13 protein-coding genes and 1 tRNA gene are annotated in these 16,377 nt (G+C 74.9%); 9 read left to right on the top strand and 5 right to left on the bottom strand.

Annotation, left to right across the window (positions count from 1 at the left end; all coding sequences use genetic code 11):
- Positions 1-202 precede the first annotated feature (202 nt).
- From WMF24_RS35630 to WMF24_RS35620, 3 genes are read left to right on the top strand one after another with little or no spacing between them, the layout of a single operon-like run.
- A complete protein-coding gene (locus tag WMF24_RS35630; RefSeq protein WP_437731910.1) occupies positions 203-988 on the top strand; it encodes a hypothetical protein in 786 nt (261 codons plus the stop codon).
- On the top strand, positions 985-3,108 hold the full coding sequence (locus tag WMF24_RS35625) for a TonB-dependent receptor (protein WP_437731909.1): 2,124 nt from the start codon (positions 985-987) through the stop codon (positions 3,106-3,108). Before WMF24_RS35630 ends, WMF24_RS35625 begins: the two co-directional genes overlap by 4 nt.
- A gap of 14 nt (positions 3,109-3,122) precedes the next feature.
- Entirely contained in the window at positions 3,123-4,469 is a 1,347-nt protein-coding gene (locus tag WMF24_RS35620) for a hypothetical protein (RefSeq protein WP_437731908.1), read from the top strand.
- Positions 4,470-4,682: 213 nt separating this feature from the next.
- On the opposite strand, the gene WMF24_RS35615 is transcribed toward WMF24_RS35620, so the two are convergent.
- Together WMF24_RS35615 and WMF24_RS35610 are read right to left on the bottom strand one after the other, a co-directional pair.
- Positions 4,683-4,755, bottom strand: a tRNA-Ala gene (locus WMF24_RS35615).
- Between the two features lie 254 nt (positions 4,756-5,009).
- Entirely contained in the window at positions 5,010-6,179 is a 1,170-nt protein-coding gene (locus WMF24_RS35610) for an acyl-CoA dehydrogenase family protein (protein WP_437731907.1), read from the bottom strand.
- A 292-nt stretch (positions 6,180-6,471) separates the two neighbouring features.
- Here WMF24_RS35610 and WMF24_RS35605 point away from each other — a divergent pair, with 292 nt between their 5' ends.
- From WMF24_RS35605 to WMF24_RS35590, 4 genes are read left to right on the top strand one after another with little or no spacing between them, the layout of a single operon-like run.
- Positions 6,472-7,527, top strand: coding sequence for a RimK family alpha-L-glutamate ligase (locus WMF24_RS35605; RefSeq protein ID WP_437731906.1), 1,056 nt, complete (start codon positions 6,472-6,474; stop codon positions 7,525-7,527).
- A complete protein-coding gene (locus WMF24_RS35600) occupies positions 7,524-8,276 on the top strand; it encodes an enoyl-CoA hydratase/isomerase family protein (protein ID WP_437731905.1) in 753 nt (250 codons plus the stop codon). The genes WMF24_RS35605 and WMF24_RS35600 overlap by 4 nt, the downstream gene beginning before the upstream one ends.
- A 2-nt stretch (positions 8,277-8,278) precedes the next feature.
- Complete coding sequence (locus WMF24_RS35595) at positions 8,279-11,377, top strand: ATP-binding protein (protein WP_437731904.1); 3,099 nt, start codon at positions 8,279-8,281, stop codon at positions 11,375-11,377.
- Between the two features lie 39 nt (positions 11,378-11,416).
- Positions 11,417-11,989 carry an AAA family ATPase gene (locus tag WMF24_RS35590; protein WP_437731903.1) on the top strand — a complete coding sequence of 191 codons (573 nt, stop codon included), beginning with the start codon at positions 11,417-11,419 and terminating at the stop codon, positions 11,987-11,989.
- Between the two features lie 67 nt (positions 11,990-12,056).
- On the opposite strand, the gene WMF24_RS35585 is transcribed toward WMF24_RS35590, so the two are convergent.
- Positions 12,057-12,797 carry a Uma2 family endonuclease gene (locus WMF24_RS35585; RefSeq protein WP_437731902.1) on the bottom strand — a complete coding sequence of 247 codons (741 nt, stop codon included), beginning with the start codon at positions 12,795-12,797 and terminating at the stop codon, positions 12,057-12,059.
- Between the two features lie 102 nt (positions 12,798-12,899).
- The gene (locus tag WMF24_RS35580) at positions 12,900-14,039 is read right to left on the bottom strand and encodes an AAA family ATPase (protein ID WP_437731901.1); all 1,140 of its coding nucleotides are present in this window, start codon (positions 14,037-14,039) and stop codon (positions 12,900-12,902) included.
- A gap of 93 nt (positions 14,040-14,132) precedes the next feature.
- Here WMF24_RS35580 and WMF24_RS35575 point away from each other — a divergent pair, with 93 nt between their 5' ends.
- Complete coding sequence (locus WMF24_RS35575) at positions 14,133-14,810, top strand: RNA ligase family protein (RefSeq protein WP_437731900.1); 678 nt, start codon at positions 14,133-14,135, stop codon at positions 14,808-14,810.
- On the opposite strand, the gene WMF24_RS35570 is transcribed toward WMF24_RS35575, so the two are convergent.
- Entirely contained in the window at positions 14,799-15,407 is a 609-nt protein-coding gene (locus WMF24_RS35570; protein ID WP_437731899.1) for a hypothetical protein, read from the bottom strand. The genes WMF24_RS35575 and WMF24_RS35570 overlap by 12 nt on opposite strands.
- Positions 15,408-15,596: 189 nt before the next feature.
- Between WMF24_RS35570 and WMF24_RS35565 the strand changes: the two genes are divergently transcribed.
- Entirely contained in the window at positions 15,597-16,340 is a 744-nt protein-coding gene (locus WMF24_RS35565) for a hypothetical protein (RefSeq protein WP_437731898.1), read from the top strand.
- Positions 16,341-16,377: the final 37 nt, after the last annotated feature.

The following is a 16,377-nucleotide window of genomic DNA, read 5'->3' as shown; positions in this document are numbered from 1 at the left end:
CCGGGCTCTGTACTCCCGCGCCGCGGACCGGGGAAGCGCGTTGACCGTCCCGGCGCACCGTGATAGCCGCCCGTCCCGCCGAAGAGGTCCCTCGCGGGAGGCGCGAAGGGAGAGGGGACATGGATCCCCTCCCGGGACAGGCCGAGCGCCGCGAGGCGGGACGCCTCCCGCGGAGCGCGCGCTCGCTCGAACAGGGGTCAGGATGTCGCTGCGTGTCCTCTTCGACGGGTTCCTCCGGGCCGATCGGCTCGCGCGCTCCGTCTGTGCCGTCTGCCTCGGCGCCTCCGCCGCGCTCCTGTCCGGGTGCGGCGGCGTCGACGCGCCCCGGGACGACGGCCCCGGCGAGCCCTCCGCCGCGGAGGGCGGGGGCGGCTCGTGCCTCTCGGGGGGCCAGGGAGGAGCGGCGGGCGCGGGCGAGGCGTCGTGCGCCGGGCCGGGCCCGCGGTTCGCGACGCGCGTCGTGTCCGCCTGCCTCGGAGCGGGGCAGGGGTTCGGCCAGGACCGGTTCCCGGACATCGTGCTCGGCCCGCCGCGCGGCGGAGGTTGCTGCGGCGGCTCGCTCGACGTGCTCTCGCTGGGGGACGGCGGGTCGATCGTCGTCGCCTTCGACGGCAACGCGATCGTCGACGGGCCCGGGGCCGACTTCCTCGTGTTCGAGAACGCCTTCGCGCCCGGCGGCGACGCCGCGAACGTCTTCGCCGAGCTGGCCACGGTCGAGGTGAGCGAGGACGGCGTCGCCTGGTCGGCGTTCCCCTGCGCCGCGGAGCGCGCTCCCTACGACGGCTGCGCCGGGTGGCACCCGGTGCACGCGAACCCGGGGGAGAACGACATCGACCCGCTCGATCCGTCGTCGGCCGGAGGCGATCCGTTCGATCTCGCCGACGTCGGGGTTTCGCTGGCCCGCTTCGTCAGGATCACCGACCGCGCCGGCACGCCCGACGTCTTCGACCTCGACGCGGTGGGCATCGTCCACGCGCTGTGCCCATGACGCGCGCCGGGGCGCTCGCCTGCGCCGCGCTCCTGGCCGCGGGCCTGTCGCCGCGCGCGCGGGCCGACGAGGCGGACGCAGCGCCCGACGAGGCCGCCGCGCCGGAGCCCGCCGCGCCGAAGGCCGCCGCGCCGGAGCCCGCCGCGCCGAAGGCCGCCGCGCCGGCAGGGCCCCCCGGGGCGCGCGGGCCGGCGCTCGAGATCCTCGTCCAGGGGCAGCGCACCTCGACCGCCGCCGCGCGCGATCCCACCGCGGCGTCGTACGTGATCCGCGGCGACGAGCTCCGCGCCCCCGGCGCGACAGCGTCGTCCGTGCTGGCCCGCGTCCCCGGCCTGCAGGTCGTCCGCACCGGCGCCGGCGCCGACCTCGCGACCGCCTCGATCCGCGGCGCGAGCAGCGCCGAGACCCCGGTGTACCTCGCGGGCGTCCGGCTCAACGACGACGTGACGGGGACGGCCGACCTCTCGCTCGTGCCGCTCTGGATGCTCCACCGCGTCGAGGTCTACCGCGGCAACGCGCCCGCCGATGCCGATCGCCTCGGCATCGGCGGCGCCATCTTCTTCGAGCCGGCGCTGCCCCGCGGCACCCGCGTCGGCGCGGGGCTCGGCGCGGGCAGCTTCGGCGAGCTCTCCGCGTCGGCCTCGGCGAGCCTCGGCGACGAGCGCGCCGGCGTCCTGCTCGCGCTCGGCCGGCGCGCGGCCGACAACGATTACCCCTACCTCGACGACGGGGACACGGGGCTCACCACCGCGGACGACCGGATCCGGATCCGGCAGAACGCCGACTTCGAGGCCTACGACCTCTGGAGCGTCGCCCGCTACCGGCTGCCGCGAGGCGGCGGCGTCACCGCCCTCTTCAACGGCTTCGCGCGCGAGCAGGGGCTGAGCGACCTCTCGGCGCGGACCGCGCCGCCGGCGAGCCCCGCGGACGCGGCGCGATCGCGCGTGCAGCGCTGGCTCGGCGCCGTCGCCGCCGTGGTCCCCTGCGCCGGCCCGCGCGCCGGCGGCGTCGAGCGGTGCCGCCTCGAGCTGAAGAGCTCGGCGATCCTCACGCGCCAGAGCCTCCGCGACCCCCTGCAGCGGCACGGCTTCCCCTCGCCGTTCGTCGCGAGCGCCGGCGAGCGCGCCGCGCAGCAGGGCGCCGTCCGCCTCCGCGTCGCCGACGCGCTGACCGCGTGGGCCTCCGCGGCCGTCGAGGTGGAGCGCCTCGGCGTCGATCAGGCGGCCGCGCCGCCGCTCCGCGCCCTCCGCGCGACCTCGCGCGCCTCGGCGAGCGCCTCGTTCACGCCGGCGCCCTGGCTGGAGGCCCACGCGCTCGGCGCCGTGGAGCACCACGCGACGCGCGTCGACGGCGGCGCGCGCGGCCTCGTCGCGCCGAGCGGCCGCCTCGGCGCGCGGCTGCGCCTCGCGGAAGGCGCCGCGCTCTTCGCCAACGTCGGCCGGTACGTGCGCGTCCCGGCGCTCGGCGAGCTCCACGGCATCTCGCCGGTCGTGCGCGGCAACCCGGAGCTCGAGCCCGAGCGGGGCGTCACCGCCGAGCTCGGGGCGCGCGTGGCCGCCGCGATGCCGCGCGCGCGGGCCGAGGCGTCGCTCGAGCTCCTCGGCTTCTCGCGCCTCGCGTCGGCGCTCGTCGCCTACCGCCGCGCGAGCCTCGGCGCCGTGCGGCCGTACAACGTGCGGGGCGCGCGCGTCCTCGGGATCGAGCTGACGGCCGCGGCGTCGGCGCTCGACCACCTGCGCGCGGCGCTCACGCTCACCGCGCTCGACCCGCGGGACGCGTCGCCGGATCGCGGGATCGTGAGCGATCTCCTGCCCTTCCAGTCGCGCCTCGCCGCGGCGCCGTCGCTCGAGGCGTACGCGGAGCCCGCGTGGCTCCGCGGCGGCCGGGCCTCGCTGGGCGCGCGGCTGCTCTACCGGTCCTCGCGCGTCGCCGACCGCGCGGGGCTCCTCGTGCTCCCGGAGCAGGCGGCGGTCGACGTGGAGGCGGCCGTCCTCGCGCTCGACGGGCGCGTGTCGGCGCGCCTCGCGGTCGAGAACGCCACGGGCGCGCGCATGCTCGACGCGGTCGGCTTCCCGCTCCCGGGGCGGAGCGTCCACGCGGCCATGGAGGTGTGGTGGTGATGAGGAGGAGGGTGATGACAGCGTCGTGCGAGCTGCCGTGCGCGTCGTCGTGCGAATCACCGTACGGTCGGGGCCCTCGCCGGCCCGCGCGCTGGTCCCCGCCGTGGGCGGCCCTCGTCGCGGGCGCGGCCGGCGCGCTGCTGCTCGGGTGCAACGCGCCGGCGCCCCCCGAGGACACGGGCGGCACCGACGCGCCCGAGGGGCCGTGCGGGATCGGCGCGGTCGTGATCAGCAGCGACTACCAGTCGACGAGCGTCGGCCTGCTGAGCTGGGAGGGCGCGGTCCTCTCCGCGTCGATCGCGTCGTCGGCCTCGGCGCCCGTCGTGCTCTCGGCGCCGCTCTCCGGCGACATCGTCGCGCCGACGATGCCGCTGCGCGGCGGCCGCGTCGTGCTGATCGATCGCCTCGCCTCCGCGCTCACGTGGCTGGACGCGCGGCGCGGCGAGGTCATCGGCCAGCTCTCCGTGGCGACCGGCTTCGCCGCGAACCCGCAGGACTACGTCGAGGTCTCGCCCGTGAAGGCGTACGTCCCGCGCCTGGAGCCGAACCTCGCCCCGGGCGCCCAGCCGCTCGACGGCGGCAGCGACGTGCTCGTCGTCGATCCCGAGGCCCGCGCCCTCGTCGGCCGCGTCGACCTCGCGCCCGCGATGGCCGGGGAAGATCCGGCGCTCCACCCGCGGCCGAGCCGGGCGGCCCTCGTCGAGGACAGTCTCTACGTGCTGCTCACCGCGTCCACGCTCTCGTTCCTGGACACGGCCGCGTCGCGCCTCGTCGAGATCGACGCGCGCGACGACGCGATCAAGGCGGTCACCCTCCTCGACGGGCTGCACGGCTGCACGGGGCTCGCCGTGTCGCCGAGCGGCGCGCGGCTCGCGATCGCGTGCTCCGGGTCGTTCGGCGGCGACTCCACCGCGAACCTGGCCGAGGCGGGGCTCGTTGTCCTCGCGCGCGGCGAGGGCGGCCTCGTCGAGGAGCGGCGCTGGACGGCGGCCGAGCTCGGCGAGGGGTCGCCCGGCTTCTCCGTCGCGTTCGCGTCCGAGGAGACGCTCCTCTTCACGACGATCGGGCGCGACGGGATCGGCGGCGAGCGCCCTGTCGACGACACCCTGACGGCGGTCGACCTCTCCGGCGGAGAGCCCGGCGTGCTGCTGCGCTCGAAGGAGCTCCCGTTCTCGCTCGGCGAGGTGCGCTGCGCCGCCGCGTGCGGGCGGTGCCTCGTCGCGGACGCCGAGACCGACGGCGGCGTCGTGCACCGCTTCGACGTGGGCGCTGGCGGCGGCAGCCGCGCGCTCGTTCACGCAGGCGCCTTCCACGTCGACCCGCGCGTCGGCCTGCCGCCGCGCTACCTCGGCGCGTTCTGAGCTCCTGGGCGCGGGCTGCTGCGCAGCCCGAGCCGGCGGTCGGACGCCCGCGCCGCGCCCAGCGATGCCGCAGCTGGGCCGCGAGGCCTCGGGCCGCCCGCGCGATGCGCGCTACGACCAGCCTGGGTCGAGCACGCCGGCAGGCGGGCGCGGCGTGCGGGACTCCAGCGGGAGTCCTCTTGTCCTGTCAATGGACGTGTGTGGAAGGTTCAGTGGAGCTGAGGGGGATCGAACCCCTGACCTCATGACTGCCAGTCATGCGCTCTCCCAGCTGAGCTACAGCCCCGTCGTTGGGAGCGGCATATCTACAGCCTCCCGCGCCGCTTGTCTCTATTTTTTTTCAGCGGACGGTTGGTTTCTGGTCCGGGCCTCGCCGGCGGGCTTCACGCGCCTCGCCGGCGGGCTTCACGCGCCTCGCCGGCGGGCTTCACGCGCCTCGCCGGCGGGCTTCACGCGCCTCGCGCGTCTCCCGAGCGCGCCCGCGCTGCGCCCCGCGCGTCGCGCTGGGCGCCGGCAGGAGGCGCGCGGCGGCGGGCGGCTTCAGAAGTTCATCAGCTTCGCCAGGTAATACTTCATCGTCTCGGTCGTCCCGCCGCCGATGCGCAGCAGCCGCTGATCGCGCCAGGCGCGCGCGATGGGGAAGTCCTCGATGTAGCCCCAGCCGCCGTGGAACTGGAGGCAGGTGTCCACCACGTCGTTCGCCACGTCGCCGGCCAGGATCTTCGCCATCGAGATGAGCTTCACCGTGTCGAAGCTGATCGGCACCTTCCGCACGTACCGCTCGTCGTTGTAGTGGTCGACGCACTTGTAGACGAAGGCGCGCGCCGCCTCGCAGCGCGTGTACAGGTCGACGAACCTGTGCTGCCACGACTCGCGCTTGATGATCGGCTTGCCGAACGCGACCCGGTCGCGCCCGTACTCGACCGTGTTGTCGAGCGTCATGAACGAGCTCGCGATCGCGCCCACCGCGGCGATGAGCCGCTCGGTCTGGAAGTTCTGCATCAGGTACGCGAAGCCCTGGTCCTGCTCGCCGAGCAGGTAGCGCCGCGGCACCCGGACGTCGTCGAGGAAGAGCTCCGCCGTGTCCGACGACTTGTTGCCGATCTTCTTCAGCTTCTTCGCGACGCTGAAGCCGCGGAGCGCCGTCGGCACGAGGAAGAACGAGCAGCCGTGGGCCCCCCTGTCCGGCGACGTCTTGGCGAGCAGCGTCACGAAGTCGGCGCGCGTGCCGTTCGTGATGAACGTCTTCTGCCCGCTCAGCACGTAGTCGTCGCCGTCCTTGCGCGCGACCGTCCGGATGCCGGCCACGTCGCTGCCGGCCGCCGGCTCGGAGACGCCGAGCGCGGCGATCTTGTCGCCCGCGAGCGCCGGCCGGAGGAACTCCTCGATCTGCTCCTTCGTCCCGATGTCGCTGATCACCGGGGTCGCCATGTCGCTCTGGACGAGCAGCCCCATGGACACGCCCGCCATCGTGGCGCGCACGAGCTCCTCGGCCTTCGCCGCCGAGAACCAGTAGTCGAGCCCGGCGCCGCCGTGCTCCTCCGGGAAGTGCGCGCCCAGGATCCCCAGCTCGCCGGCGCGCTTGAACACCCAGCTCGGGAAGCACTCCGACGCCTCCCACTCCTCCACGTGAGGCGCGAGCTCCTTCTCTGCGAAGGCCCGCACCGTCTTCCTGAACTGCTGGTGTTCTTCCGTGAACGGCTGCCACATCGCGATCCCCTCCTCGCCACCAGGTTGGAAAAGATTCGTACACGAAACATTTTCCAGCGCAAGCGCCGGGCCTTCTGCGCTTCCGCCCCCGTCGAGCCCGCCCCTGGAAAGGCGGGCAGATGGCGCGGCGCGCGCCATCCGGGAACGGGCGTTACGACGTGACGGGCGCGAGCGCCGCCACGTAAGCCCCGTGAGCGCCCGATGGGCCGCGGGAGGCGGAATCTCGGCCGCGCGTCGATCGTCGCGCGCACCCATCCACGCAGTGTGCGGGCTCTGCTAGCCTCCCGGCCACATGCGATTCCTCGTCCTGTCGCGCAACGCGTCCCTCTACTCGACGAGCCGTATCGTGCTCGCGGGGCGCGCGCGCGGCCACGAAGTCAGCGTCATCGATCCGCTCGATTTCCAGATCGTCGTGTCGCGCGGTCGCCCCTCGTTGCTCGTCGGCGGCTCGGCGGTGCCCCGCTTCGACATCGTGATCCCGCGCATCGGCGCGAGCATCACGAACTACGGCCTGGCCGTCGTTCGCCAGTTCGATCTGATGGGCGTCCCGGTCCTGAACGGCGCGGTCTCGATCGCGCGGAGCCGCGACAAGCTGCGCGCGCTCCAGCTGCTCACGCGCCGCAAGCTCAACGTGCCGATCACCGTGTGCGCCCGGAGCCCGGCCGGCGTCGAGGCGGCGCTCTCGCTCGTCGGCGGCTGTCCCGCGATCGTGAAGCTGCAGCAGGGCACGCAGGGCATCGGCACGATGCTCGCCGAGACGCCGCACGCCGTGCACGCGCTGCTCGAGACGTTCTGGGCCATGGGGCAGGACATCGTGCTCCAGGAGTACGTGCGCGAGTCGAAGGGGCGCGACATCCGGGTCATCGTCGTCGGCGGCCGCGTCGTCGCGTCGATGCGCCGGGTCGCCAAGCCCGGCGAGTTCCGCTCGAACCTCCACCGCGGCGGCAAGGGCGACGGGGTGAAGCTGCCGCGCCTCTACCGCAGCGTCGCGATCCGCGCCGCGAAGGCGATGGGCCTCGAGGTGGCCGGCGTCGACATGCTCGAGGCGCGCTCCGGGCCGAAGATCCTCGAGATCAACAGCTCCCCAGGGCTCGAGGGGATCGAGCGGGCGAGCGGCGTCGACGTCGCGGGCGCCATCATCAGCTACGCCGAGCGGTACGCGGTGGAGCAGAAGGGCCTGAGCCGCCGCGCGCTCGAGGCGCGGATCGCCGAGGTGATCCACGACGAGCGCATGCCCGTCCCGCGCCGGCTCAGCCGCGCGGCGGAGAACGGCGCGGGCGCGGGCGCCGGTCGTCGGAAGGCCGCGATGCTCACGAACGGGAGGGGCGCCCGGAGGGCGCTCTCGTGAACCTCGGGGTCGAGGCGGCCGGCGACGCGGTCGTCCTCACCATCGACCGGCCCGAGTGCCGGAACGCCATCGACAGCGCGTTCGCGCGGCGCCTCGGCGAGGCGATCCGCCTGGCGGGCTCCGATCCGCGCGTGCGCGGCGTCGTGATCGCGGCGACCGGCGACGTCTTCGTGGCGGGCGGCGACATCCGCGAGCTCCACGCGCTCGCCAGCGGCGGCGCGGGGGGCGGCGAGATCCTCGCGCTGTTCGAGGGCCTCGCGGCGATCGAGGAGAGCGAGGTGCCGATCGTCGCGGCGGTCCAGGGCGACGTGCTCGGCGGCGGCTGCGAGCTGCTGCTGCTCTGCGATTTCGTCATCGTCGAGGAGCACGCCGGGCTCTCGTTCCGCCACGTCAAGATGGGCCTGTCGCCGGCCTGGGGCGGGCTGACGCGGCTCTGCGAGCGGGTGGGCCCGCTCCAGGCGGCGCGGCTGCTGCTGACGGCGGAGCGGATCGACGCCGCCGAGGCGCGGAGGATCGGGCTCGTGAGCGAGGTGGTCCCGGCGGGCGCGGCGCGGAGCCGGGCGATCGCGCAGGTGAACCGCATCGCGGACAGCCCGCGCACGTCGGTCGCCGCGATGAAGCGGTCGCTGCGCCGGGTGCGCGAGGCGCTCCGCGCCTCGGCCGTCGAGGTCGAGCGGCAGGCGTTCGCCGAGCAGTGGAACGGCCCCGAGCACCGGCAGGCGATGGATGCGTTCCTGAGCAAGAAGTGACCATGGCGCCGGGCGGGGGGCGCGGAGCGGAGGACCCGGGCGGCGCCGAGCCCGCGCCGAGCGGCGCCGAGCCCGCGTCGAGCGCCGTCGGCTCTGCGCCGAGCGGCGCCGAGCCCGCGTCGAGCGGCGCCGAGCCCGCGTCGAGCGGCGCCGAGCCCGCGTCGAGCGGCGCCGGGCCCGCCGGCGTGGACAGCGCGCTGTTCCCCATCGCGCCGCCGACGATCGAGCACTTCATCGGCCGCCGCGCGCACCTGCGCGCGCTGCACCGCGCCGCCGAGTCGCTCTTCATCGAGCGGCCCGTCTCCGTCCTCGTGCACGGCGGCGCGGGCATGGGGAAGAGCGCGCTCCTCCACCACTTCCTGATGGGGCTCCGCCGCGACAAGGGGCCGGTCGTCCTGCGCGGGCGCTGCGCCCCCGGCGCGACCGAGCCCTACAACGCGTTCGGGGGCCTCATGGAGGCGCTGAGCCGCTTCCTCCGGCGGATCCCGGCGGACGAGGCGCAGCGCCTCCTGCCGCGCGACCTCCGCGCGCTCGCCCGGATCTTCCCGGCGCTCGCGCGCGTGCCCGCCGTCGCCTCGGCGCCGCGCGTGAGCGAGGCGCCCGACGCCCAGGAGCTGCGGCGGCGCACCTTCGCCGCGCTCCGGCAGCTCCTCTGTCGGATCGCCGAGCGCCGGCCGCTCATCGTGGCGATCGAGGACCTCCAGTGGAGCGACACCGACAGCGCGGCCCTCCTGCTCGAGCTCACGCGGCCGCCCGACGCCCCCGCGATGATGTTCCTCGGCAGCTACAGGACCGAGGACGCCGCCGCGAGCGCGCCGCTCCGCGCGCTGCTCGATGGGATGGGTCTCGAGCGCCGCGCCGACGGGGAGGCCTCGCCCGGCGCGCCGGAGGGCGTCGAGCGGCTGCACCGGGACGGCGCGCTGCGCGAGATCGTCGTCGGCCCGCTGTCGCTGATCGAGGCCGAGGAGCTCGCGCTCGCGCTCCTCTTCGCGCGCGACGACGTCACGCGCGCGCGGGCGGACGCCGTCGCGCGCGCGTCGCGGGGCGACCCGCGGCTGCTCCGCGAGCTCGTGCGCGACGCGCAGGCGCCGCCGGGCGAGGGGGAAGCGCCGGACGACGCCGCGCGGGGCGGGGCGCTCGGGGCGCGGCTCCACCGCCTGCCGGAGCCGGCGCGCCGGCTGCTCGAGGCGATCGCGGTCGCCGGGGAGCCGATCGACGCGGCGGTGGCCGCGCGCGCGGTCGAGATCGAGGACGAGGAGCGCGCGCCGGCGCTCTCGCTGCTGCTCGCGGAGGACCTCATCGCCGCGCGGCGCGACGGCGAGGCCGAGCTCGTCGAGCTGTCCCACGACCACGTGCGCGCTCCGGTGGTCGGCCGGCTCGCCCCGGAGCAGCTCGCGGCGCGGCACCGGGGGCTCGGCCTGGCGCTCGAGGCGCTCGGGACGGCGGACGCGGAGACGCTGTCGCGGCACTGGCTGGGCGCGGGCGAGCCGGCGCGGGCGGGGCGGCTCGCGGCGCGCGCGGCCGAGCAGGCGGCGGAGGCGCTCGCGTTCGAGCGCGCCGCGCGGCTGTACGAGCGCGCGCTCGGCCTGCTCTCGCGCGACGCGGGGCTCCCCGAGGCGGAGCTCCGCGCGCTCGAGGTGCGGTGCGCCGACGCGCTCGTCGACGCGGGCGAGGGCGCGGCGGCGGCGCGGATCTACGCGGCGGCGGCGGAGGGGGCGGAGAGCGGTAGGGGGCTCGAGCTCCGCCGCCGGGCCGCGGAGCAGTACCTGCGGAGCGGGCACATCGACGAGGGGCTCGCGCTGATCGGCGCCGTGCTCAGGGCGGTCGGCCTGTCTCTCCCGGAGACGCCCCGGCGCGCGCTCGTGTCGCTGCTGCTGCACCGCGCGGAGCTGCGCCTGCGGGGCCTCCGGTTCCGCGAGCGGCCCGAGCGCGAGGTGCGCCCGGAGGATCTCGCGCGCATCGACGCGTGCTGGACGGTGACGGTGGGGCTCTCCGCCGTCGACATGGTCCGCGCCGCCGAGTTCTCGGCGCGCGCCCTCCTGCTCGCGCTGCGCGCCGGCGAGCCGTACCGCATCGGCCGCGCGCTCGCGTTCGAGGCGTCGTCCGCGTGCATGATGGGGTCGCCGAACCGGGCGCGCGCCGAGGAGCTCGTGTCGGCGGTGCGCGCGTTGGCGGAGCGGCTCGACAGCCCGCACCTGCTCGGCCTGTCGATGATGGTCTCCGGCATGCTCGAGGCGTTCACGGCCGGGCGCTGGAGGGCGGCGTCCGCGTGGTACGAGAAGGCGGACGACCTGCTGCGCGATCGCTGCGCCGGCGTGGCCTGGGAGCTCGTCACGACGCAGCTCATGACGTCGTGGGTGCGGTACTACCGCGGGCAGATCGACGCGCTCGCGCGGGCGATGCCCGCGGTGCTCCGGGCCGCCGAGCAGCGGGGGGATCGCTACGCCGTGGCGATCTTCAGCGCGCAGGCCGCGTGGGTGGCGCTCGCGGCGGACGACGTGGCGGGCGCGCGGGGCGCGATCGCGGGCGCGCTGTCGCGGTGGACGACGTCGGGGTTCCACCTGGAGCACTTCGTCGGGCTGCTCGGCGAGACCTACGTCGACCGGTACGCCGGCCGCGCCGGCGCCGCGATGAGGCGGCTCACCGCGTCCTGGCCGGCGCTCGAGGGCTCGATGCTGTTGATGATGCAGAACAGCCGGGTGATGGCGCACGTGGAGCGCGCGAGCACGGCGCTCGCGGCGGCCGAGAGCGCGGCCGAGCCCGAGCCGCTGATCGAGGCGGCGCTCCGGGACGCCGCGGCGCTCGCCCGCGAGAAGACGGCGTGGTCGGACCCGTTCGTGCCGCTGATCCGCGCGGGCGCGGCGGCGCTGCGGGGCGACCGGGACGCGGCGATCGCGCAGCTCGAGGCGTCGGCGGCCGGGTTCGACGCGGCGGACATGCCGCTCTACGCGGCGGCCGCGCGCCGCCAGGCCGGCGAGCTGCTCGGCGGGGAGAAGGGGCTGCAGCGGCTCCTCGTGGCGGACGCGGTGATGGCGCGGGAGCGGATCAAGAGCCCGGCGCGGTGGGCGGCGATGCTGGCGCCGGGGTTCGGTCGGAGGTAGGGGAGCAACGATCTAGGTTGCCCAGGAGGATTGGCCATCATGACGGCGTGTGTGAGCTTGCCCGAGTCTCCCTCGATCTTCCTGATAACGGGCCTCATGGCGGCCGGGAAGTCGACGGTCGCGCAGGCGCTGGCCGAGCGCCTGCCGAGGAGCGTTCACCTGCGGGGGGACGTGTTCCGTCGCATGATCGTGAGCGGGCGCGCCGAGATGGGGTTCGAGCTCTCCGAGGAGGCAGAGCGGCAGTTGCGGCTCCGCTATCGCATCGCGGCGGCGGCGGCGGACCTCTATTTCCAGGCCGGGTTCACGGTCGTGCACCAGGACATCGTCCTCGGGCAAGGGCTCGCCGAGGTGGCGCAGCACTACGCGGGCCGTCCTCTGCACGTCGTCGTCCTCTGCCCGGATCCCGCCGTGGTGGCGGCGCGCGAGGCGGGTCGAGCGAAGAGCGGATATGGGGATACCGCGGCGGTGGTCGATTTCGATCGCGTGCTGCGCGCGGAGACGCCGCGGCTGGGGCTATGGCTGGACACATCGGATCTCACGGTCGGGGAGACGGTGGATCGGATCCTCGCGCGCCTGAGCGAGGCGCGTGTGGGCGGCGCAGGCGTCCGATAGAGCCGCAGACGAATGACCGCCGGGGCGTCCGGGACGCCGGGAGGGAGGCTGCGCGTTGTCTCTCTCTTCAGTCCGAGCTGCCGCCGGGCAGCGGCCCGAACTGCTTCTCGTACGCCGCGAGCCGGGCGGCGAGCTGCTTGGCCTGGTCCTGGGCGGCGCGGGCCTGGTCCTGGGCGGCGCGGGCTTGCTCTTCGCCGGTCGGCAGCACGTGCCCCTCGGCATCGATCCAGCGCAGCCAGTCGATCTCCAGGCAACGGTAGGTGCCATTGCGGACCCCGAGCCGCAGGCCGAGGCACGCGCTCGCGACGTCGCCGTTCGCCTCGGCCGGCACCCGCGCGTAAGACCGCGTGGCTCGATCGAGCGCATAGGCCTCGAGCGCGCCAGAGAAAGGATCGAACAGGTAATACTCCGGCACGTGCAGGAGCTTCGCGTAGACCCGCATCTTGTCGCCGCGATCGACGGCCTCGGTGCTGTCGGAGAGCAGCTCGATGACGACGTCGGGTGTCCTCCCGTCCTCCTGCCAGACGACCCAGGATTTGCGCTCTCGTCTGTTGGTATCGAGCACGACGAACACGTCCGGACCGCGGAAGTCGTTCTTCTTCGCCTGGAGCTCGCTGAAGTAGATGGCCATGTTGCCGCCGACGTACACGTCGTCGCGGTCGTGCCAGTGCAGCTTCAGGGCCTCGATGAGCAGGTCCATCTGCGCGCGGTGGCGCTCGGACTCCATCGGCTCTCCATCGTCGTACGGGAGCTCGTCCTCGCCGGGCGGGGGGATCGGGACGGGGGAGTTCTCGCTCTGGAAGGGCATGCGTCGCTCCGAGCGGAGCTTACCGCAGTCCGCGCGCGAGCGCAGCCGGCCGGGCGGCGCGTTCTGGTGCATTGTGACGGCCGGTCAGCTCGGATCCCGCCGCTACCCCACCCCGCGCACCGCCAGCACCACCTCGTGCGCCTCCGTCCTCGCCGGGATCTCCCACCGCTCGGCCATCCGCCGGATCACCGCCTCCGGCACCGCCGCCTCCCGCGCCCGGTTCTGCGCGAACAGCACCGCCGCCGGCGCCTCCACGTACACGACGCGGATCCTGGCCCCGTAGTCGGCCGCCATCTGCAGCAAGGGCCCGCGCCGCTGTCGCGACAGGTTCGTCGCGTTCCACACGAACCGCTCGCCGCGCCGGAGGTGCTCCTTCGCCCGCTCGCGCGCCGCCTGGACCACCTGCCCCTGCGCGTCCGTCGGATCGATCTCGAGCTCGCTCCGCAGCGCGTCCAGCGAGACGACCGGCCAGTCGGCGAGGTGCTCGCGAACATAGGTGTCCTTCCCGGCGCCCGGCAGCCCGCTCATCACGACGACCTCGGCGCGCGTGTCGTCGTACACCTCCACGTCAGGGTGCCGCCCGCCGCCGGGCTCGGAGCGGAAATACACGAAGCGCGTGTGATCCGACGCGAACGAGCGCGGCGCCGTGTAACACCCCTCCTCGCGGCAGAACTCGCGAAAGAGCTCGATGTTGTCGACGACGCGCGCCATGTCCGCGCAGACGCGCCCCCGGATGTCGGCCTCGGCCACGAGCGCGAGCAGGTCGCAGCGCGCGTGCAGGCTGACCTCGGCGGCGACGCGCTGCGCGTCGTCGCGCTCGATCAGGTAAAAGGGGATCTGGTGGTAGCGCACGAGCGCGCACACCTGCTCGCGCAGCGCGAACGGCGCGCCGAGCTCCCAGAGCAGCCGGCGCGCGAGGAGCTCCCCGGCGCGCGAGTGGCCCTTCGCCGTGACCCGCCCGTCCTCCACGCGGGTTGTCGCCGGCTTCGCCACGTCGTGGAAGAGGCACGCGAGGTACACGGCCCGCTGCTCCTCCGCGGGCAAGGCCTGCCACGCGGGCAGCCCGAGGAGCGTCTCCAGCACCATGCGGGTGTGAATCCACACGTTGCCCTCGGCGTGGTGGATCGGGTCCTGCGGGCAGGCCTCGAGCGCGCGCACCCAGTCAAAGACCTGGAGATCGTCCCAGGGGACACGCGCCGGATCGGGCGTGAGCAGGTCGAGCAGCGAGGACGAGGAAGACATGGCGAGCACCCCTGGCGAGCGCGCGCCGGACGCGGCGCGGCCCGGAAACGTAGCATGTCCGCGCCGGGGCGGCGGTGCTACGCTGGCGCCGCCATGTCCGCCAAATACCCCCGCTCGTTCCACCTGCCCTGGTCGCCCGGCGGCACGTCCGACGACAAGCGGATGGCGGACGTGTCGGGGCTGCTCGGCGTCGAGATCGTCATCACCGAGAAGTGCGACGGCAGCAACCTCACCTACACGCGGAAGAGCGTCTTCTCGCGCTCTCACTCGGGTCCTCCGTCCCACCCGAGCTTCGATCTCGCAAAGGCCACGCACGCGAGCATCGCGCACCTGCTCTCGGAGGACATATCGATCTTCTGCGAGTATTGCTACGCGGTCCACTCCATCGAATACGACGCGCTGCCGGGCTATTCCCTCGTCTTCGGCGTACGCGACGACGCGCGGGGGCTCTTCTGGGAGTGGGACATGGTCGTCGCCCAGGCGAAGGATCTCTCGCTCCCCACGGTGCCTGTCCTGTTCCGGGGCGTCGTCGAGAGCGAGCGCGAGCTCGAGGCGCTGACGACCGCGCTCGCGCACGAGCCGTCCGCGTTCGGCGGCCCGCGGGAGGGGGTGGTGGCGCGCGTCGCGGGCGAGTTCCCGGACGCGATGTTCCAGCGGTGCCTCGCCAAGTGGGTGCGGCGCGGGCACGTCCAGACGGACGAGCACTGGATGCACCAGGAGATCCGGCCCCAGCGGCTCGCCCCGGCGCCGGCAGAGGGGCTATCGGCGTGAAGCCAGCGCCGCGAGCCGGTCGCAGAGGCGCTCGCGGAGCGGGCCATAGGCCTCGCGGTACGCCTCCCAGTCGAGCCGCTCGTCCGCGGCGATCTCGCGCCAGATCGGGGTCGCCGCGCCGTGGTCGTGGATGGCCCCGGTCTCGGCGATCTGGACCGCGAAGAGCGGCACCCGGAGCGCGTGGAACAGCTTCTTCTTCGAGGCCTCTGGCTGCTCGTCGAAGCGGGCGCCGGCCTTCTTGAAGTCGGACGCGGAGCGGCTCGCGGCCGACGCGGCGAGCTTCTTCCTGTCGAGCTTGAACGGGAAGGGCGGCCTCGGCTCCTTGAGCCGGTGCTCCGGCGGAAGGAACAGGCACTCGAGCGCGAAGACGCTGTGATCGGCGAGGGCGCTGCGGAAGGTGTCGAGCCCGTGGACGACCACGTTGACGCCGGGCGCGAAGGCGAGGTCCTGCCTCGCGTCACGGCGCGCCAGGACGGCGACGAAATCCTCGTCCGACGCCGCGGTCGCGGTGCCGTACACGCGCGATCCGGTGCGGAACACGCTGTGGACCTCGCCGTCGGTGCGGCCGATGACGCGGAGGACCGTGGACAGGCTCATGGAGACCTCGATACGAGAGCGGCCCGCGAGCATCGCGCCGCCGCCGTCGCCGCGCAACAGGGCGGCGTCCGTCCCACGGCTGGCGCCTTCCGTGCTTCCCTGTCGTCCATGTCGTCGCTGCCGTCGGTTCCGTCGCGGCTCCGCGCGAAGGGCTCGACGCGTCCGGGGGCGCGGCGGGAGAATGGCCTCGTGCTCCGCTGTGCCGTCGTCTTGCTTTTCCTTGTCGCCCTCGTGGCCGGCTGCCGTCACGGCGACGGGGCCCTTCGCGACGACGGATTCCGGGGCCGGCTCTCGCGCGGCTGCCGGAGCGAGCCCGACTGCCTCGTGCTGGAGCTCGACGCCCAGGCCCGCGCCGACCGGTGCGCGTCGGACTGCGAGCAGGCCGAGGCCGATCTGCGCGCGTCGAGGGCCCTCGTCGCCCGCTACCGGCAGCAGCGCGAGGCGCGGCAGGCGCAGGTCGCGGCGGAGCGTCAGGCCGACGAGGCCGCGGAGGCCGAGCGCCGCCGCGCCGAGCTCGAGGCCGTCGAGGCGGCGCGCCGGCGAGAGGAGGTGCCCCACGCCGCCGATCTCGAGCTCGCCGCGACCGAGCTCGCCTGCGGCCAGCAGGGTGACGCCGCGGCCTGCGACGCGCTCCTCCGCTACCTCGCCGGCGCTGCCCCGCGCGACGAGCGCGCGGCCCAGGCGCGCGCGTCGCTCGAGAAGGGCCGGCGGCTGATCGCCGAGCGCGAGGCTGAGAGGGCGGCCGAGGAGCAGCGCGAGGCCGAAGGCGCGCCCGCCCCCGCGCGACCGGGCGGCGGGCCGGCTGCGCCGGCGCGTTCGCGGCCGGCGCCCGAGGGCCGCGTGTGCTGCTGCGACGGCACGCTGTCGCCGACCTGCACCTACGTGAAGCGGGGTTGCTGCTCACACCACGGCGGCGTCTGCGCGTGCCCCTAGTCGCAGGGCCATCGGCCCGGCCCCGCGTGCATTCCGC

Origin of the sequence: Sorangium sp. So ce1335 (assembly GCF_051521615.1) — a bacterium.
Lineage (GTDB): Bacteria > Myxococcota_A > Polyangia > Polyangiales > Polyangiaceae > Sorangium.
The sequence above is the reverse complement of the archived record's forward strand: the minus strand, read 5'-3'. Positions and strand labels throughout refer to the sequence as shown.

Coding starts and splice junctions, on each gene's coding strand:
- WMF24_RS35585 (WP_437731902.1), bottom strand. CDS start 12,797: ATGCCCTTCCAGAGCGAGAACTCCCCCGTCCCGATCCCCCCGCCCGGC.
- WMF24_RS35595 (WP_437731904.1), top strand. CDS start 8,279: ATGGCGCCGGGCGGGGGGCGCGGAGCGGAGGACCCGGGCGGCGCCGAG.
- WMF24_RS35575 (WP_437731900.1), top strand. CDS start 14,133: ATGTCCGCCAAATACCCCCGCTCGTTCCACCTGCCCTGGTCGCCCGGC.
- WMF24_RS35610 (WP_437731907.1), bottom strand. CDS start 6,179: ATGTGGCAGCCGTTCACGGAAGAACACCAGCAGTTCAGGAAGACGGTG.
- WMF24_RS35625 (WP_437731909.1), top strand. CDS start 985: ATGACGCGCGCCGGGGCGCTCGCCTGCGCCGCGCTCCTGGCCGCGGGC.
- WMF24_RS35605 (WP_437731906.1), top strand. CDS start 6,472: ATGCGATTCCTCGTCCTGTCGCGCAACGCGTCCCTCTACTCGACGAGC.
- WMF24_RS35590 (WP_437731903.1), top strand. CDS start 11,417: ATGACGGCGTGTGTGAGCTTGCCCGAGTCTCCCTCGATCTTCCTGATA.
- WMF24_RS35630 (WP_437731910.1), top strand. CDS start 203: ATGTCGCTGCGTGTCCTCTTCGACGGGTTCCTCCGGGCCGATCGGCTC.
- WMF24_RS35620 (WP_437731908.1), top strand. CDS start 3,123: ATGACAGCGTCGTGCGAGCTGCCGTGCGCGTCGTCGTGCGAATCACCG.
- WMF24_RS35580 (WP_437731901.1), bottom strand. CDS start 14,039: ATGTCTTCCTCGTCCTCGCTGCTCGACCTGCTCACGCCCGATCCGGCG.
- WMF24_RS35570 (WP_437731899.1), bottom strand. CDS start 15,407: ATGAGCCTGTCCACGGTCCTCCGCGTCATCGGCCGCACCGACGGCGAG.